At 41.0% G+C, this 15,888-nt stretch carries 15 protein-coding genes and 2 pseudogenes; 5 read left to right on the forward strand and 12 right to left on the reverse strand.

The window, feature by feature from the left end; translation table 11 throughout:
- Window positions 1–198 precede the first annotated feature (198 nt).
- The 4 genes from nblR to ACFFRD_RS32315 all read right to left on the reverse strand — a co-directional run bounded on the left by nblR (window position 199) and on the right by ACFFRD_RS32315 (window position 3,843).
- Window positions 199–885, reverse strand: coding sequence for a response regulator transcription factor NblR (nblR, locus tag ACFFRD_RS32300; protein ID WP_012410505.1), 687 nt, complete (start codon window positions 883–885; stop codon window positions 199–201).
- Between the two features lie 378 nt (window positions 886–1,263).
- Entirely contained in the window at window positions 1,264–2,181 is a 918-nt protein-coding gene (locus ACFFRD_RS32305; RefSeq protein WP_114082959.1) for an NAD(+) kinase, read from the reverse strand.
- A 130-nt stretch (window positions 2,182–2,311) separates the two neighbouring features.
- Window positions 2,312–3,310 (reverse strand): SDR family oxidoreductase, encoded by a 999-nt coding sequence (locus ACFFRD_RS32310; RefSeq protein WP_392479905.1) that lies wholly within the window; start codon window positions 3,308–3,310, stop codon window positions 2,312–2,314.
- Between the two features lie 428 nt (window positions 3,311–3,738).
- Window positions 3,739–3,843 carry a PetM family cytochrome b6-f complex subunit 7 gene (locus tag ACFFRD_RS32315; protein ID WP_012410508.1) on the reverse strand — a complete coding sequence of 35 codons (105 nt, stop codon included), beginning with the start codon at window positions 3,841–3,843 and terminating at the stop codon, window positions 3,739–3,741.
- A gap of 207 nt (window positions 3,844–4,050) precedes the next feature.
- Here ACFFRD_RS32315 and pdxA point away from each other — a divergent pair, with 207 nt between their 5' ends.
- Window positions 4,051–5,142, forward strand: coding sequence for a 4-hydroxythreonine-4-phosphate dehydrogenase PdxA (gene pdxA, locus ACFFRD_RS32320; RefSeq protein WP_392479907.1), 1,092 nt, complete (start codon window positions 4,051–4,053; stop codon window positions 5,140–5,142).
- Window positions 5,143–5,181: 39 nt separating this feature from the next.
- Window positions 5,182–5,445 carry a type II toxin-antitoxin system RelE/ParE family toxin gene (locus ACFFRD_RS32325; protein WP_392479909.1) on the forward strand — a complete coding sequence of 88 codons (264 nt, stop codon included), beginning with the start codon at window positions 5,182–5,184 and terminating at the stop codon, window positions 5,443–5,445.
- A 5-nt stretch (window positions 5,446–5,450) separates the two neighbouring features.
- Here the strand turns inward: ACFFRD_RS32325 and ACFFRD_RS32330 are convergent.
- Both ACFFRD_RS32330 and ACFFRD_RS32335 read right to left on the reverse strand, forming a co-directional pair.
- A pseudogene (locus ACFFRD_RS32330) lies at window positions 5,451–5,498 on the reverse strand (hypothetical protein); the annotation flags it as partial.
- 144 nt (window positions 5,499–5,642) lie between these two features.
- Window positions 5,643–6,362: a response regulator transcription factor gene (locus ACFFRD_RS32335; RefSeq protein WP_174712644.1), complete on the reverse strand. Its 720-nt coding sequence runs from the start codon at window positions 6,360–6,362 to the stop codon at window positions 5,643–5,645.
- Between the two features lies 1 nt (window position 6,363).
- On the opposite strand from ACFFRD_RS32335, the gene ACFFRD_RS32340 reads away from it, so the two are divergent.
- The 3 genes and pseudogenes from ACFFRD_RS32340 to ACFFRD_RS32350 all read left to right on the forward strand — a co-directional run.
- A complete protein-coding gene (locus tag ACFFRD_RS32340) occupies window positions 6,364–6,567 on the forward strand; it encodes a hypothetical protein (protein WP_392479912.1) in 204 nt (67 codons plus the stop codon).
- A 326-nt stretch (window positions 6,568–6,893) separates the two neighbouring features.
- On the forward strand, window positions 6,894–9,272 hold the full coding sequence (locus ACFFRD_RS32345) for an NACHT domain-containing protein (RefSeq protein ID WP_392479914.1): 2,379 nt from the start codon (window positions 6,894–6,896) through the stop codon (window positions 9,270–9,272).
- A gap of 243 nt (window positions 9,273–9,515) precedes the next feature.
- Window positions 9,516–9,962 (forward strand): annotated as a pseudogene (locus ACFFRD_RS32350) (rhodanese-like domain-containing protein); the annotation flags it as partial.
- Window positions 9,963–10,469: 507 nt separating this feature from the next.
- Here the strand turns inward: ACFFRD_RS32350 and ACFFRD_RS32355 are convergent.
- The 6 genes from ACFFRD_RS32355 to trpB form a co-directional block, all read right to left on the reverse strand.
- Window positions 10,470–11,099, reverse strand: coding sequence for a ribonuclease H-like domain-containing protein (locus tag ACFFRD_RS32355; RefSeq protein ID WP_340090489.1), 630 nt, complete (start codon window positions 11,097–11,099; stop codon window positions 10,470–10,472).
- An 88-nt stretch (window positions 11,100–11,187) separates the two neighbouring features.
- Window positions 11,188–11,736, reverse strand: a complete 549-nt coding sequence (locus ACFFRD_RS32360; protein WP_114082947.1) for a CAP domain-containing protein — start codon at window positions 11,734–11,736, stop codon at window positions 11,188–11,190.
- A 550-nt stretch (window positions 11,737–12,286) separates the two neighbouring features.
- Window positions 12,287–12,814, reverse strand: a complete 528-nt coding sequence (locus ACFFRD_RS32365) for a CAP domain-containing protein (protein WP_392479916.1) — start codon at window positions 12,812–12,814, stop codon at window positions 12,287–12,289.
- Window positions 12,815–13,062: 248 nt separating this feature from the next.
- Window positions 13,063–13,332, reverse strand: coding sequence for a hypothetical protein (locus ACFFRD_RS32370; RefSeq protein ID WP_179074204.1), 270 nt, complete (start codon window positions 13,330–13,332; stop codon window positions 13,063–13,065).
- Between the two features lie 95 nt (window positions 13,333–13,427).
- On the reverse strand, window positions 13,428–14,588 hold the full coding sequence (locus ACFFRD_RS32375) for a class I SAM-dependent methyltransferase (protein ID WP_392479918.1): 1,161 nt from the start codon (window positions 14,586–14,588) through the stop codon (window positions 13,428–13,430).
- A 29-nt stretch (window positions 14,589–14,617) separates the two neighbouring features.
- On the reverse strand, window positions 14,618–15,853 hold the full coding sequence (trpB, locus tag ACFFRD_RS32380; RefSeq protein WP_392479920.1) for a tryptophan synthase subunit beta: 1,236 nt from the start codon (window positions 15,851–15,853) through the stop codon (window positions 14,618–14,620).
- Window positions 15,854–15,888: the final 35 nt, after the last annotated feature.

A 15,888-nucleotide genomic window follows, 5' to 3' on the forward strand; every position in this document is an offset into this window, starting at 1 on the left:
GCACTATTTTCCGTGTAGACCGTCATTAGTCATTTGTGTTTATCAAGGACAAAGGACAAATGACAAAGGACAACCTCACCAGTTGATGTGCAATCTTATTTACGTAACAGCTTAATACACAGCCGTTTTCAGGCTCCAATTAACTAGACAATGGCCTTAAGCCCATTGTCTAAGGTAGGCAAACTTTCGCCATCTCTACTAGGATTCTCTTAAAACGTACCCTACGCCGCGCACTGTCTGAATTAGGCGCTTTTGACCTTCATCTTCGATTTTGAGGCGCAGGTAGCGGATGTACACTTCAATGACATTCGACTCACCCAGAAAGTCATAACCCCAAACATTTTCTAAAATTTGTTCGCGGGTTAACACCTCACGGGGATGTTCCATTAAGAATTTTAATAGTTCAAATTCTTTCATTGTCAAGTCAATTGCCCGGCCGCCGTGGATAGCACGGCGACTTGCGATGTCTAAAATAAGATCACCAAAGCGTAATTGCTCCGTGGTATCCACATCGGGTTTTAAGTAGAGGCGAATTAACTTCAAAAAGTCTTCTGAGCGGTAAGGTTTGAGGATGTAATCATCCGCTCCTGCTTCTAGACAAGCTACACGATCGTCAACGGTATCCCTTGCCATTAAAATCAACACAGGCGATCGCATACCAGTGCTTCTCAGATTTTTACACAATGAGAGTCCTGATTCTCCTGCTAGCATCCGGTCTAAAACAATTAAAGCAGGTTGGCGATCGCGACAGTATTGCAAACCACTGGTCGCATCATGAGCCAATATCGATTCATAGCCAGCTTCTTGCAAATCGCAAGCAAGCTGATTTGCTAGGCTCTCATCGGTTTCAATCACCAAAACACAGGGACTTGGAGCAACTGTCATAACAATTTGGGATATTGGATTTGGGATTGTAAAGATGTTCCAGAGAAAATCTTTACATCAGTTATAAAGTGCAATTACGAGTTTTTAACGATGAAGCAATCCTGATTTGACGCACGGCTAAGAATCTTTTAGCACGTTCAGGTGTCAGCAATCGAATTCTCCGATGCAATCTTAATAACTAACTCCAAATACCATCCCTATACCAGTAATTCTGGACGGAAATCAGTAAATTGGGAATTGGGAATTGGGAAGAGGACAAGGGGACAAGGAGAATTGGGGACAAGGGGAAAGACTTGTTTCAAGTTCTCACCTCTTGTCCCCTTGTCCCCTTGTCCCCCTATTCCCCATTCCCCATTTCCCATTCCCAATGCCCAATCACTACGGTAATTCTACCGAAGTTGGTTTGGCAATATGTGGTAAACCCCAACCTAGTTTTTCTCGTAAAATTCGGAAAAACTCAGGCGGTTGCAGACGAATAAATCGGACACTATATTGCGATCGCTCCATATATACTCTATCTTCTGGTAGGACATAACACCCTCCATTACCATCCACCACCATCACTAGCCGAGGAATGTTGACTGGATAAATGTTGACCGATTCAGTATCTGGAAATACTAATGCTCTAGAAGCTAGAGAATGGGGACAAATGGGTACTAGCTGTAAAACAGGTACACCAGGAGTCACCACTGGGCCACCAGCACTCAATGAGTAAGCTGTAGAACCTGTAGGCGTAGAAACAATCACACCATCCGCCGCAATATCTACTGGTGCATGACGACCTATGGCAATTTCAAAATGGCACATAGAAGTCAAAGGTTCTCGGTGCAAAACCATTTCATTCAAGCAGAGAGCTTCCCACAGCACTGCTTCTCCCCGAAATACTTTGACGGTGAGCATGGCTCGTTCTTCAATTTCATACTCACCATTCATTGCCTGTTCTAGTGCTTGGGGCAATTGATTCAGGAAAGTTTCTGTCAAAAATCCCATGTGGCCGGTATTCACTGTTAATAGTGGAATACCACAGGGGGCTACCTGACGAGACGCTGCTAAAACAGTGCCGTCTCCCCCTAACACGACTGCAAACTCCATATCTGAGTCAAAACCAGGGGGCGTTAGACCATCAATGGGGGTGTGGCATACAGGACTATCTGGATTAGAGTAGCCCAATATTCCACCGATACTTGATGTGATACACACATCCCAACCGGCTGCGGTTAGCTTGTCTTTCAACTCGATAGCGACACGACCCGCTATCGGTTTAACGTCATTGTAGATAATGCCTGCTTTCGGCACACTCAAATATCCAAGTTTAGGCGATGCTTTGTATTATGTAATCCTTACACATTTTGGGTCATGTAGTCATTAATCTGGAGTCAAATATCCAGAGTGTAGAGTTTCATGACTAATGTCTCTTCTGTAATTACTATTGACTATTGGCTTTTGAAGACTGTTTAAAAGGAGTTTTTTTAGGTTTCTGCTTTTTATTTTTATTTTTCTGGTAGTCTACCTCTTTGAGCTTCTTCATGATCCGGCTGAAATACTCTTGGAGATAGCTTTCTAGAGTTGTGGTTTGTTGCGGATCTAAGCCAAAAACTGTATATACTTCATCCATTGAAGCATTTAGCTGTTTACCACTAGCCAATACTTCTGTAAACGCTAGCCTGTCTGCCACATTCCATCCCCACTGAAAAGACCGCATTAAGCCCCGCACAGCACGCAGTAAGCTTATTGGCATCCGCGTTACCCTGGCATCTTTTCCAGATAAGCGTTCGCACAGGTTGATGATTTCTTCTGCACTCCATGCACGAGTACCAACTACAGGAAAAGCTTGGTTTTCCGTTTCGGGCACACTCAATGCACGGATTGCAAACTTAGCAATGTCCTGAGTGTCCATATAGGCAATGGGAGAAGAATTACCTGTTACCCAAACTGGCTGTGCTTCCAAAATGGGAATCCCATATTGACCGATTAACCCTTGCATAAAACCAGCTAGCCGCAAGATGGTATAATTCAAGCCTGACTCAGCTAAGAATAGTTCTGTACAACGCTTAATTTCCATTAGCGGTACTTCTGGGTATTTATCCGCATCCAAAATTGAAAAGAAGATAAAGCGTTCTACACCTGCTGCTTTTGCTGCTTGAATTAATGCTACTTTACCCTCCCAGTCAACTTGCTTAATACTCAGTGAATCTGTAGGACGAGATGTTGATGCATCAATAACTTGGGTTACACCAACTAAAGCTGCCGCTAGGGTATCGGGGTAACGTAAATTTCCTGGTACAAGTTCTGCACCCCATTCTTTGAGAAAAGCTGCTTTTTTACTACTCCGCACGAGGCAGCGTACTTTATATCCCTCATCGATTGCCCGACGAGCCACTTGTCTTCCTAAGGTGCCAGTGGCACCGACGATTAATAATGTCATGAGGTTTGTAATAAATTTTAATGTTTTATGAAAAGAATGTTATCAGAATAACCTATGTAAACAAAAGTTTACATCTTTTCTAAGAAAATCGTTTGTTATGGAAAAATTCATGGGAAAATTGCTGTCCGGTAAACGGACAAGCTTTTTTCCCAGTTAGCGAAAAGTATGAACGCCACCTTGGGGCGAACAGAACTTTTCAAGGCAGAGAAAAACCTCTTCCCTCTTAATAGTCAATACCAAAGAAGAATTCAGAATTCAGAAGCCAGAATCCAGAATGGATTCTGTGCGACTGGATGGAGAATCGAGGTTTAAAGCCCCGATTTTAATCGTGGAGAAGAAAAAATTCTTTCCGATTGTTACCCCTGACTTGACTGCTGGGGTATTCTGAATTCTGAATTCTGTCTTCTGACTCCTTCTCATCGTAGAAGTTATTCTTCTCCGCCTTGAATTTTCAGTAACAATGCGCCTAAGCCCCAGCCCACGAAGATTAAACCGAAGGACAATATAGCTGCATTCAAAATTTCGCCGCCCATTGGTGTGATTCTCCTTATGCAAATTAGTGTGTGTAAACTAGGTCTAGCAGAAGCTTTTCAATAGTTACTGTAGGATTAGACCTGTGTAAATAATTTTAAACTAGTTTAGCAAGTAATCCCTACTGGTTTGGGGGGCAATCCCTACTGTAGAACGGGAAATGAGGGGGATGGGGAAAATTTTAATGATAATAATTATGAATAAATTTTATGTATCAAAATAATCAAGGTGATTTAGTGAATTTTAGCAAAAAGAATCGCCCACGTTTGGCGCTGACGCTGGGAGATCCGGCGGGTATTGGGCCGGAGGTGATTTTAAAAGCTTTAGCAGAACCGGAAATTAGTAAAAAATACGACGTAACAGTGGTGGGTAATGGGGATTTACTGGCACAGACTTATCACAAATTGAATTTAATCGAGAATTTAGCACCTTTGGCAAATCCAGAAGAGTTGTCTGTCTGTGATGTGCAATTGGATGGAGAAATTAAAGGTCAAATTATTCCCGGAATAGGTAATGCGGCCAGTGGTGCGGCTAGTTTTGCCTATATGGAATATGCGATCGCACAAACACTCGCTGGTAAATTTGATGGGATAGTCACGGGGCCGATCGCTAAATCTGCTTGGAAAGCCGCAGGGTATAATTATCCAGGGCAAACGGAACTTTTGGCACACAAGTCAGGTGTTGACCGTTTTGGGATGTTATTTGTAGCGCGATCGCCCCATACTGGCTGGACACTCCGCGCTTTACTTGTTACCACACATATTCCCTTACGTCAAGTAGCGGATACATTGACACCACAATTGTTGACACAGAAATTGGATTTGCTGGTGGAGTGCCTGGAGAAAGACTTTGGCATAGAAAATGGGAGAATTGCGATCGCAGGTTTGAATCCCCACAGTGGCGAACAGGGACAACTTGGATATGAAGAACAAGATTGGTTAATTCCTTGGTTAGAGCAAGAGCGGCAAAACAGACCAAAATTACAACTAGATGGGCCAATACCGCCAGATACCATGTGGGTTAAACCTGGTCAGGCTTGGTATGGAAATTCCTTAGTACAAAATCCTGCTGATGGCTACTTGGCACTTTATCATGACCAAGGCTTAATTCCTGTGAAGCTGATGGCGTTTGATCGGGCAGTTAATACTTCTATTGGTCTTCCTTTCGTTCGGACTTCACCCGATCATGGAACAGCGTTTGATATTGCGGGTAAAGGAATTGCTGATGCTACGAGTATGAAAGCAGCAATACATTTAGCGGCTGAGTTGGTTAGTCAAAGGTTGGCGGCGAGAAAACTATGAATTATTTCATGATTTATAAATAGACTTGTCCAAAGAATCATGGAAGTGCAACCAAGAGAAATTAGGAATTATCTGACAGTAGATGGAAAGAATATTTTTGATGAGTGGCTTGGTTCTCTGCGAGATAGAAAAGCAAAAGCTAAAATAAGAGCCAGACTTGACCGAGTTGAAGATGGTAATTTAGGTGATTGTAAGTCAGTTGGAGAAGGTATTTTTGAATTGAGAATCAACTATGGCCCAGGCTACCGCATATACTGCCTGAGTATACCCCCAACAGCGATCGCTCTACTTTTATGCAGTTGACGGGTTAACTCTAAAAACCATTCTCTATCACCCACCAAATCTGACTCTTTCACCTGATACTTGAGAATTTCTGGGATATATAAACGTCCCAAATTAACGTAAGTTATACGGTCAAGCCTCAGTAAAAGTATTTAAATAAGCAATAGGATAAATGCTGACTAATTTTTTGTTATAAACTACTCCTGAAGTCAGAAATCTCAAGAAGTAGTATTTTCGTCGGGTGCTTCAAACTTATAACCATAGCCGCGTACAGTTTTAATAAACTCTGGTACGCTAGGATCGACTTCCATTTTCTTGCGAAGCTGACCAATATGTACATCAACCACCCGGCCATCTCCTACGTAGTCGCAACCCCAGATTTTTTGGATTAATTGTGGGCGACTCCAAGCCTGATTAGGATGACTTGCCAAAAAATGTAAAATATTAAATTCCAGTGCTGTTAAAGCGAGAAGCTTATCGTTTAGTATTACCTCCCGTCCCTCTGGATTAATTACTAGCTGCTTGAAAATTATCCGTTGTGTTGGCGAAGGGTTGATGTAGCGTATCCGCCTCAAAAGAGCTTCTATTCTAACTTCTACTTCTGCAAGACTAAATGGTTTAGTCATGAAATCATCAGCACCTGCACTCAAGATTTTAATTTTATCAGCTTCATCAGTCCTACTAGTCAGTATCAGCACTAAAACATTAGTACGACTCTGCATTTCTTGACAAAGGCTATAACCATTAACATCCGGCAAATTCCAATCCAGAATTACTAAGGCTGGGTTGAATTGCTCAAACATCGATAAGGCAGTCTTACCATCTGCTGCTGCCTCTATTTGATATTTCCGACTCAAAAAACGATGAACGAGATTTCTCACGCCGAAGTCGTCATCAACAATCAGAATTTTAGGAGTAGTAGCGGTAATCATAACCATAATGCTGCCTATTGTAGATTGGGCGATTCGCTGTTGTCCCAGTTTTGCTGTACGTGTTTCTGTTGAGAGTGGATTCACGCGCGTCTCTGCTGAGTACGATCGCTACTGTAGTACTTGTACACAATTAATTTTCCATGAAGTTTGTGAAAACTTCAGCCACCGTAATGCTGATAAATTGTATGATTTTTGTATGGTTTTTGTATAATTTTGAATTTACATTGTATAATTATTGACTTTAATACTTAAGATAAGTGTAATGTGAGACAATTTGTATAATCAAAAATAGTCTAGAGAGACACCAGACGCTACGGCAGTTTCCTACAACTTTGGAAAAGCAATGTACTCCCTGATTAATTAGTGATTCGTAGAGGCCCACAAACTAAGCCATAAGCCAATTTAGATTCTACCCAATCCTACTTGAACTAACTAGTATCTGCTCCTGAAGAGGGACTACGAAAATTCACTCTACGTGCATTTACATGTAGCTACCCTTTTAAGCATATACTATACTACAAATTTCAGCCTGAGACTATGACAAGCCAAGGACTCAGAGCATCACCAGAAGGTATAAGAGCAGCAAAAACAGCTTTAACAGACAAAACTTGGAGTCAGCATAAATTAGCAATAGCTTTAGGCATTACACGTCAACCAGTTTCCAAATTTTTTGCAGGTGAGTCAGTTTCCCGATCTTGTTTTGTGCAAATTTGCCAACAGCTAGGGTTGTCTTGGCAAAAAGTTGCTGGGTTACCTGAAAATGTGGCGTTTGAGGTAACTACTAAGACGCAAATCAAAGGTACTGACCTTGATACACTGGTGCGGGAAGTGCGTCAAAAGCGCCAAGAGAAAATCCAAGACCAATGCAATACTGTGCAAATGTTGGACATTTCCCAGACAGTCCAACTGATGGATATTTACACCAATACTAATGTCTTAGAGGAGATAGTAAGCCTGCAATGGCAAGAAATTTCTGACCTGTTGAAAGACTTGAAATCTGAATCAGACTTTAATCAACTTGGAGGATACAACCGTCAGAGAAGATTACCAGGGTTGGAAGCAGTATTAAGGCACTCAAAACTGATGGTGCTGGGTAAACCAGGGTCAGGTAAAACTATATTTTTACAATATCTAGCGATTGAGTGTAACAAAGGCGATTTTCAGCCAAACCGCATCGCAACTTTTATTAAGATGAAAGAATTTGCTGAAGATGTCAAAAATGATAGTGAATTCAATCTATTAAACTACATCATCCAAGATTTTCTCAATTGCGGTGTTGAAAAGGAATCAACTAAAACTCTGCTGACAGAAGGAAAACTGCTGATTTTGCTAGATGGATTAGATGAAGTGCCAGCAGAAAAGGCAGAACAATTAACAATCGAAATTCGGAGACTTACTCAAACTTTTTATAAAAATAAGTTTGTTATTAGCTGTCGGATTGCTGCCCAAAAATATAGATTTCAGGGATTTACTGAAGTTGAGTTAGAAGACTTTGACCAAGGACAAATAGAATTGTTTGCCAAAAATTGGTTTGTTGGAGTTGCTCTTAAGTCTAAAGAAGATGGGGAAGCAATAGGAAATTTATTTATTAATCAGCTTCATCTACCAGAAAATCAGCATATCCGAGAATTGGCGGTCACTCCCTTACTGCTGCATTTGATTTGCTTAGTGTTTCAAGTAAAAAATCAATTTCCCGTAAATCCAGCCAAGTTATATGAGCAAGCACTGAATATTTTGTTGGTCAGATGGGATGAAGTCAAAGGAATTAAACGCGATCGCGTTGCTTATAATTTAACTCTAGCAAGTAAGAAAAAACTGATTTTTCAACTTGCAGCTATCACTTTTGAGCAAAAAAAATACTTTTTTGAGCAAGAAAATATCCTGCAACTTATTGCTGACTATCTTGAACCCATACAAAATCTTAACTCTGATGCAACTCAATGCCAGCTAGATAATGAAGCACTGCTAAAAGCAATTGAGGTACAGAATGGGTTATTGGTGGAAAGGGCACGGGGAATTTACTCTTTTTCTCATCTGACATTTCAAGAGTATTTCACGGCTCGAAAAATTGTTGAAAGTTACCAAGACTATGATTGTAACAATCTCGTCAATCATATAACTGAAAGGCACTGGCGGCAAGTATTTTTACTAACTGTTACTATGTTGCCAAATGCTAATAAAATACTACAGTTAATGAAACAAAAAGTTGATTTACTATTAGCTGACGATGAAAAATTACAGTATTTTTTAACCTGGCTGCATCAAAAATCTAGTTCAGTTTCTAGTAGTTACAAAGCAGCAGGTATTCGTGCTTTTTATCTCGTTTGCGTTGAGCGAAGCTCTTGCATTTGCAGTAGACATAATGCTTTTGTCTATACCTCTGGTTATGACCTTGAGTGCGCTCTTGTAGGTAACATCACCTTTGATGCAGAGCTTGTATTAGATGAGTTTTTATTCAGTACTGTTGCCTGTATTCACGATCTTGACTTTGCCTTTGAGCATACCCTCAACGATGCCCTCGATCATGCTTATGCCCTTGTTATTGCCTTTGATAAAGCTATTGAGGTTGTTGTTGATCTTAAATTTAAGCAAGTGCTGCAAAAACTCAAGAAACAATTACCAAAAATAGATAGTAATCCAGAGCAGTTTAGGGACTGGTGGAAAGCTAAAAGTAAAATTTGGGGTGAACAATTAAGAGATATGCTAATTAAGCATCGCCATATTGGCTATGATTGGCAGTTCAACGAACAGCAAAAAGAATTGCTCCAAAAATATTATTATGGTAATAAATTACTAGTTGATTGCCTCAATATTGCGGCTAATGTAACTCCAATAGTGCGGCACGAGATTGAAGAAACATTATTATTAGCGATCGCAGATATTGAAAAGCTACGGAATTCCTCTAATATTCGCTGAATACTTTTAATTTTTAGACGATTTTGGATAGGATAATTTTAAACATTTTATTAAAATTAATATAAATAAAAATCTCTTTTAATAGTCTAATTTGACTATATTTGCAATGGTTAAATGGTAGAAAATATTTTAATTAGCTACTCTATCTCAAGAGAGATTTTGAATAGATTCAGCCTAGAGAAAGAGTAATTAAAGATATTGACTCCGTTAAATTGCTATTAATATCGTCAGCAAGGAATACCTATGGTTAACAATTTAGTAGGCGGCATCATTCCCCCCCAACCACCAATACAAGGACAATCTGATGCTCATGTCCTGAAGTCTCGTTTAGAATGGGGCGAACCAGCTTTTACAATACTGGATGTGCGCGATCGCAACACCTTCAATCAAGGTCACATTATGGGAGCGATGCCCATGCCAATAGATGAGTTGGTAGAGCGTGCAGTACCTTCTTTAGATAAGAGTCGTGATATTTACGTTTACGGCGCTAATGAAGAAGAAACTGCCCAAGCCGCGCAACAACTGCGTTCTAACGGATTTGAGCATGTCTCTCAATTGATAGGTGGTCTTGCTGGATGGAAGGCTATTGGTGGCCCAACGGAAGGGATTGTTGAATCAAAAACTCCCGCAGGTGCAGACGACTACAATATCGTAGATCGGCTAAAGAATCACGAACAAAATCAGCCAAAGGGAGGTACTAGCGCGACGGAAGCCATCAAGAAAGGAGCTAGTAACCTCAAAGACAGCATTCAAGAAGGAGCTAGTAATCTCAAAGAAGGCATTCAAGAGGGAGCTAGCAATATTAAAGAAGGCATTAGTGAATCTAAAGACAGAGATGATTCTAATATCGGTTCTTAGGCAAAAATAACTGAGAAAATTAGCGATAGACCTCTTGCAGAAATCAAGAATAAAAACCCCACTATACCTTTGAGTTCCATCAAAGTCTCCCCTGTCTGCTTGCAGGGAGAGGCTATAGGTGGGGTGTTAGAGAATTTTCCAAGAGGTCTAATCTTGATTTTCTATGAGTAGAGAAGTCACAATTCACAAGTCGAAAGACAGAATATTTTGACTTTTGATACTGGAGGATACCATCAACAAATGTTGTAATAGACTCCATGAATTACACTGTACAAGGAAAAATGAAAATCTCTCTTGCAATACCCAATAGACTATTTTGAAATAGATTTAGTGTTTGCTCTAATGTTCAAATAAATCCTTAAATTGCAATAAATCTAAAGAAACTATCGTTGGCAAAAATTCAAAACATTCTTGAGCAATTTCCCAGCGTTCTTCTCGTTTGAGCATTTCTGTTAACTTCTGCTGCACACTAAGTAAGTAACGCACATCATTGGCAGCATAACTAAGTTGAGCTTCAGACAAACTAACGGCGTTACCCCAATCAGAACTTTGAGAGCTTTTATCTAGTTCTACTTTTTCTAACTCTTGCACCACATCTTTGAGTCCGTGGCGATTTGTGTAAGTACGGGCTAACTTACTAGCAATTTTGGTGCAAAAAACAGGGCTAACCTGAATCCCCAGATTGGCCCGCAAAGTGGCAATGTCAAAGCGAGCAAAGTGAAACACTTTTACAACATTGGCCGCTTCGAAGAGTTTTTTTAAATTTGGGGCCTCAGTTTGTCCTTTGGCTATGCGAATTACAGTGACTTTCCCTTCTAGGTTGCACAGCTGGACAAGACACAAGCGATCGCGCTGTGGCAATAATCCCATCGTTTCTGTGTCAACTGCGATCGCTGTCGATTCTAAATACTGTCCAAGGGCTGCGTCACTGAGATCGCGATCGCTTACCTGAAAATCTTGTAATGTCATGAATTGTTCAAAAATAATAGCAGTGTCCAGCAAATACAAGTCTTGTCAGACACTACATTATTATTGTGCAAAAAATCATAAATTAAATCTACCTAGTGCGAAAAAAGATTTGTGTTAGGTAGACTTCGCCTTGATTATTAGTAGCAACGCCAATTCCAGTCAGGTTGTAATTTCCTTTCAGATTCTTTAGATGTCCGGGACTGTTGATCCAACCAGTAACAGCTTCCTCTACGGGGTTGCTATATCCCCGGTTAAAAGCAACATTTTCCGCCGCACTGTTGTAGCGAATAGGAACAGCTTTGACTCTGCCTTCAAATCCCTGATGGCTAAATGGGGTTTTCCCCTTAGCCATATTCTGACTATGAATTCTTGCCTGTCGAGTAATATTTGCATTCAGGGTCAACTTTGGCAGTCCTTTAGCAGCCCGATATCGATTAATTTGCTCAAAAACTGATTTTTCTAGCTCAGTAGTTTTAAAAGTAGGAGTCGATATTGCAACCTGACTGGAAAAAAGCGACAACAGCTTATTACGGGTGGATGTATTCGTAGAAGGATGATTTGGTATCGGAACAGTCGTTAATCCACTAGCAAGGACAAGCGCACTTAAAGCGATGCCAAAAGCAGTTTGTCGGAACATGGAGAATTGCGTGATGTGTAGAGATATAAGACTTCTACTCTACCTTATTGTTCCAACGATATATACCACGATACTATTAAGGATTGATGAATTTCGGCAATCTGGCTGCATCCTTTACAAGAAATAGAAAAAATCATTTCCAATTGTCAATATTTCAATAGTTCATCTTCATAAAATAACGGTTATTTTTGCTGAGAATTTCAGGTTTTCATGAATTAATAAAAAATAATGTATTTCCAATTACATTTGTCTATTAAATACTACATGATTCAACATTTAATTTATAAGACTTACACATCAGGGATGAAATGTTGGGGCATTCATATAAATGCAAAGCGGCTTCCCGCAGAGTATTGCCCCTACGGTAAATTAAGACTTTCACTGCATTTTTGCGTAAGTCCTAATTTAGAACAAGCTTTTTCCCCAGACTGAAGTCTGGGGAATTTGAGAAAACTTTTATGAGATAGGTTTTGAATCTTACTCCCCAACGCTAGTAGGTAAGGGGTTGCTCTTGTTAAGTCTATATTCTATGCAATTGAGAACCGCTATATCAGCGAAAGAAAATCTGTGTGAAGTAGACTTTGCCTGCACTATTGCTGGCGACACCAATCCCCGTCTTATTAAAATTGCCTTTGATGTTGGCTAGATGCCCTGGACTGTTAAGCCAGCCTTGAACGGCTTTCGTCGCAGGGTCAGTATATCCTTGGTTGTAAGCAACATTTTCACCAGCAGATGTGTAAGAAATACCGACTGCTTTAATACGCTCTGAAAATCCTGTATGTCCAAAGGGAACTTTCCCACTAGCCATATTCTGACTATGAATCCTGGCTTGATTATCGATAGCAGAATTACGAGTCAGTGCTGGTAGCCTTTGGGAAGTTCTGTAGCTATTAATTTGGTTGAAAACCGATTGCTCTACAGCAGTAGTATTTATACTAGATGCTGCAATTTTGAAAGCATCACTTGATATAGATGAAGACACTGGTGTAAAAGTTGAATTTGTTACAGGAGTAGCGATCGCTCCGCTACTGAGGACAATAGTGCCTAAAGCAACCCCGTAGATTGTTCTTTTAATCATGTGCTGAAAGTAAAGTTCCAGACAATCTAATCAAACTAATCTAAATGTGACAAATTGCTTATAGGTCTATATATTTCTGTTTATGCTCTTTTTTGTTCAAACGCGACTACAAAACTTTAAAATTCACAATCTTACGAAAAAAGTGCTGTTTATGAAAAAATTCCCTCTACCATTAGGATTATTTTCGCTATTTAAATAGCATAATTTTATCCACTAAAGCCTCTGTGCGACTAGCTTTGGTTGAGAGTTTATAACTCTTCTTGCACCACACGTAACACCCGTGCAATATATTCTGCACGCCACTGTTCTCGCTCTTTTGTTACTTTTGCATCTGGTTCGTAAGCTTCGATCTCAGTAGCCGATAAAATACCTTTAACCTCTAGTAACCTTTCAATGGTATCCAGACGCTCATGCAGCACAGACACCTCGCCAGTCAAAGCCATGACCATCGCTAACAATTTATCGATTTGTGGATTGTCTAGGTAAACAGGTCGTTTGCCCTTAGCTATTTTTGTCATCCTAATACCAATTCTCCAAAAGTAATACTACATAGACAAAACAAAGAAACCCAGATTAAATCTGGCTTTCTCAATTACGAATTACGAATTGGTATTTACTTCGTTGCAGCAACAACAAACCAAGTGTTTAGGCTGCCTGAGTTACCATTTTGAAAAAGACCATTAGTTACTTTTGCTTTCCATGCCCCATTAGGGACAAACTTCTCAAATGTCTTATCTGCTGCAAAACCAGCCTCAGTAGCTAGCGTCACTAAATCCAGATCGCGTACTGCACTCCAGAAGGGTTCATTGTTGTTAGCGGTTTCCCAATCAAAAATGAACTGTGTATAAACATCCATGTGATGATACAAGGGTGCTTCCAGATGGAGCATGATTCCACCGGGAGCCAGTAGACGATAAGACTCTTGCATGACTTTACGGACGGCTGGCGGGGGAATTTCATGCAGCAAAATATGAGAAACCACTAAGTCAAATGATTCATCTGGAAAGTTAGTATGTTCAGCATTTTGCTGCCAGAAGTGTACCTGTTTGCCTAAATCTTCGGCTCTTGCATGAGCGTAACGCAACATGGGTGCGCCGACATCGATGGCATGGACTTCTGCATCTGGGTAAGCATCTACGTAGGGTAATGTGCTATTACCAATAGAACATCCCATATCAAGAATTTTTCTGGGTCGAAAGTCTGGATACTCTGGCAGAAGGTAGTTTTGGACTATAGATAGCCCCATATCATTATTAAGCGGCCCCAACCAACCAAGACCATAAAGGTAAGCGCCGCGATCGTAGGTTGCGCCAGCAGCTACATCATCAGTAGTGAATTCACTGTGATATCCTCCAGGCATACAGTGAATGTCTACAGCTTTTTGATAATTAGGTATTTGAAAATTTGGGTCGAGGGTTAAAGTACCCAGTTCACTACCACGATCTTTGGCACGCTCAATCAATTCTGGCAGTTGTCTGTCAACACTGGTGTTTACAGCATTCCATAATATTTCCTGGTTGATGCGCTTGAGGGCACTAGTCCATTGGTAGTAGGGTTCATGCTGCATTACTTCCCGAATTTCATGGCGATTTTGGGGAGGACGCTGATGTTCTTGTTCAAACTTCGGCTTGGCTAGTTTTTCATAAACTACTTTATTGCCAGGAGAAATATTCCTGAAAATATGCTTTTTCAGACTTTGCACAAAGTTTTGACGTGCCAACTCATCATGAGTGGGTTGTGGTAGCATAGCGTGTTGGAATTGTTGATCCATCATTAGCTTCCTCCCAAATATTTTACGTAGATTTACGCTGGATCTAATAACTTAGCTACCGTTTGTACATCTTTATCACCGCGTCCAGAACAGTTAATTACAATCCGAGGACTGCCGCTTAGTTGGGGACATAAGGTTTCAAGATATGCGATCGCATGGGCTGTTTCTAATGCTGGGATAATCCCTTCCAATTTCGATAATCGCTGGAATGCTTCCAAAGCCTCTGCATCTGTCACACTATAATATTCAGCGCGACCAGTGTCTTTCAAATAGCTATGTTCTGGGCCCACACCGGGATAATCTAACCCTGCGCTAATTGAGTGCGCCTCAATGATTTGCCCATCCTCATCTTGTAATAGATAGCTCATTGCTCCGTGCAATACACCAACCCGTCCTTTTGTCAAAGTTGCTGCGTGTTTTTCGGTATTAACACCTTCTCCGGCTGCCTCAACCCCAATGAACCGTATAGAAGGCTCATTAATAAACTCATAGAATAGTCCCATTGCATTGGAACCACCACCCACACAAGCCAAGAGAATATCAGGCAGTGTGCCCCACTTTTCCATTGCTTGGGCGCGAGTTTCTTGCCCGATTACTGCATGGAAATCACGTACCATCATCGGGTAGGGATGGGGCCCTGCTACTGAACCGAGGATGTAGTGAGTTGTTTCCACATTTGTTACCCAATCGCGGATTGCTTCCGAAGTGGCATCTTTCAGGGTTCCAGTTCCCGCTTCCACCGGACGCACTTCTGCCCCCATTAACCGCATTCTGAAAACATTTAAAGATTGGCGTTCCATATCATGAACGCCCATGTAAATTACGCATTCCAGCCCAAAACGAGCGCAAACTGTGGCTGTAGCAACTCCATGTTGTCCAGCACCAGTTTCGGCAATAATCCGTTGCTTACCCATGCGTTTCGCTAACAAAACCTGACCAAGGGCATTATTGATTTTGTGAGCGCCTGTATGATTTAAATCTTCGCGCTTTAGATAAATTTGTGGCCCAGTGCGATCGGGTCGGGCATAATGAGCAGTCAGGCGTTCCGCGAAATATAATGGTGTGGCGCGTCCCACATAGTCTCGTAACAACTGCTGTAATTCTGCTTGAAAACCAGGGTCATTGCGGTATTGCTGATAAGCTGTTTCTAATTCAGAAAGGGCAGGCATCAGCGTTTCAGGTACATACTTACCGCCGAAGCGTCCAAAGCGACCTAACGCATCGGGAACCTGAGCAGTTGAACTTGGAGAAAGGGGAGTGGTAGTCACAGGCTGTTTTCGATGACGGAAATGACTTAATTATT

The organism is Nostoc sp. C110 (assembly GCF_043099725.1).
Lineage (GTDB): Bacteria > Cyanobacteriota > Cyanobacteriia > Cyanobacteriales > Nostocaceae > Nostoc > Nostoc muscorum_A.

Bases quoted from the DNA above. Each gene is read 5' to 3' on its own strand.
- ACFFRD_RS32345 (WP_392479914.1), top strand. From the start codon at position 6,894: ATGACAAGCCAAGGACTCAGAGCATCACCAGAAGGTATAAGAGCAGCA.
- nblR (WP_012410505.1), bottom strand. From the start codon at position 885: ATGACAGTTGCTCCAAGTCCCTGTGTTTTGGTGATTGAAACCGATGAG.
- ACFFRD_RS32335 (WP_174712644.1), bottom strand. From the start codon at position 6,362: ATGGTTATGATTACCGCTACTACTCCTAAAATTCTGATTGTTGATGAC.
- ACFFRD_RS32360 (WP_114082947.1), bottom strand. From the start codon at position 11,736: ATGTTCCGACAAACTGCTTTTGGCATCGCTTTAAGTGCGCTTGTCCTT.
- ACFFRD_RS32375 (WP_392479918.1), bottom strand. From the start codon at position 14,588: ATGATGGATCAACAATTCCAACACGCTATGCTACCACAACCCACTCAT.
- ACFFRD_RS32325 (WP_392479909.1), top strand. From the start codon at position 5,182: ATGGAAGTGCAACCAAGAGAAATTAGGAATTATCTGACAGTAGATGGA.
- pdxA (WP_392479907.1), top strand. From the start codon at position 4,051: ATGTATCAAAATAATCAAGGTGATTTAGTGAATTTTAGCAAAAAGAAT.
- ACFFRD_RS32365 (WP_392479916.1), bottom strand. From the start codon at position 12,814: ATGATTAAAAGAACAATCTACGGGGTTGCTTTAGGCACTATTGTCCTC.
- ACFFRD_RS32370 (WP_179074204.1), bottom strand. From the start codon at position 13,332: ATGACAAAAATAGCTAAGGGCAAACGACCTGTTTACCTAGACAATCCA.
- ACFFRD_RS32315 (WP_012410508.1), bottom strand. From the start codon at position 3,843: ATGGGCGGCGAAATTTTGAATGCAGCTATATTGTCCTTCGGTTTAATC.
- ACFFRD_RS32310 (WP_392479905.1), bottom strand. From the start codon at position 3,310: ATGACATTATTAATCGTCGGTGCCACTGGCACCTTAGGAAGACAAGTG.
- ACFFRD_RS32355 (WP_340090489.1), bottom strand. From the start codon at position 11,099: ATGACATTACAAGATTTTCAGGTAAGCGATCGCGATCTCAGTGACGCA.
- ACFFRD_RS32340 (WP_392479912.1), top strand. From the start codon at position 6,364: ATGCTGCCTATTGTAGATTGGGCGATTCGCTGTTGTCCCAGTTTTGCT.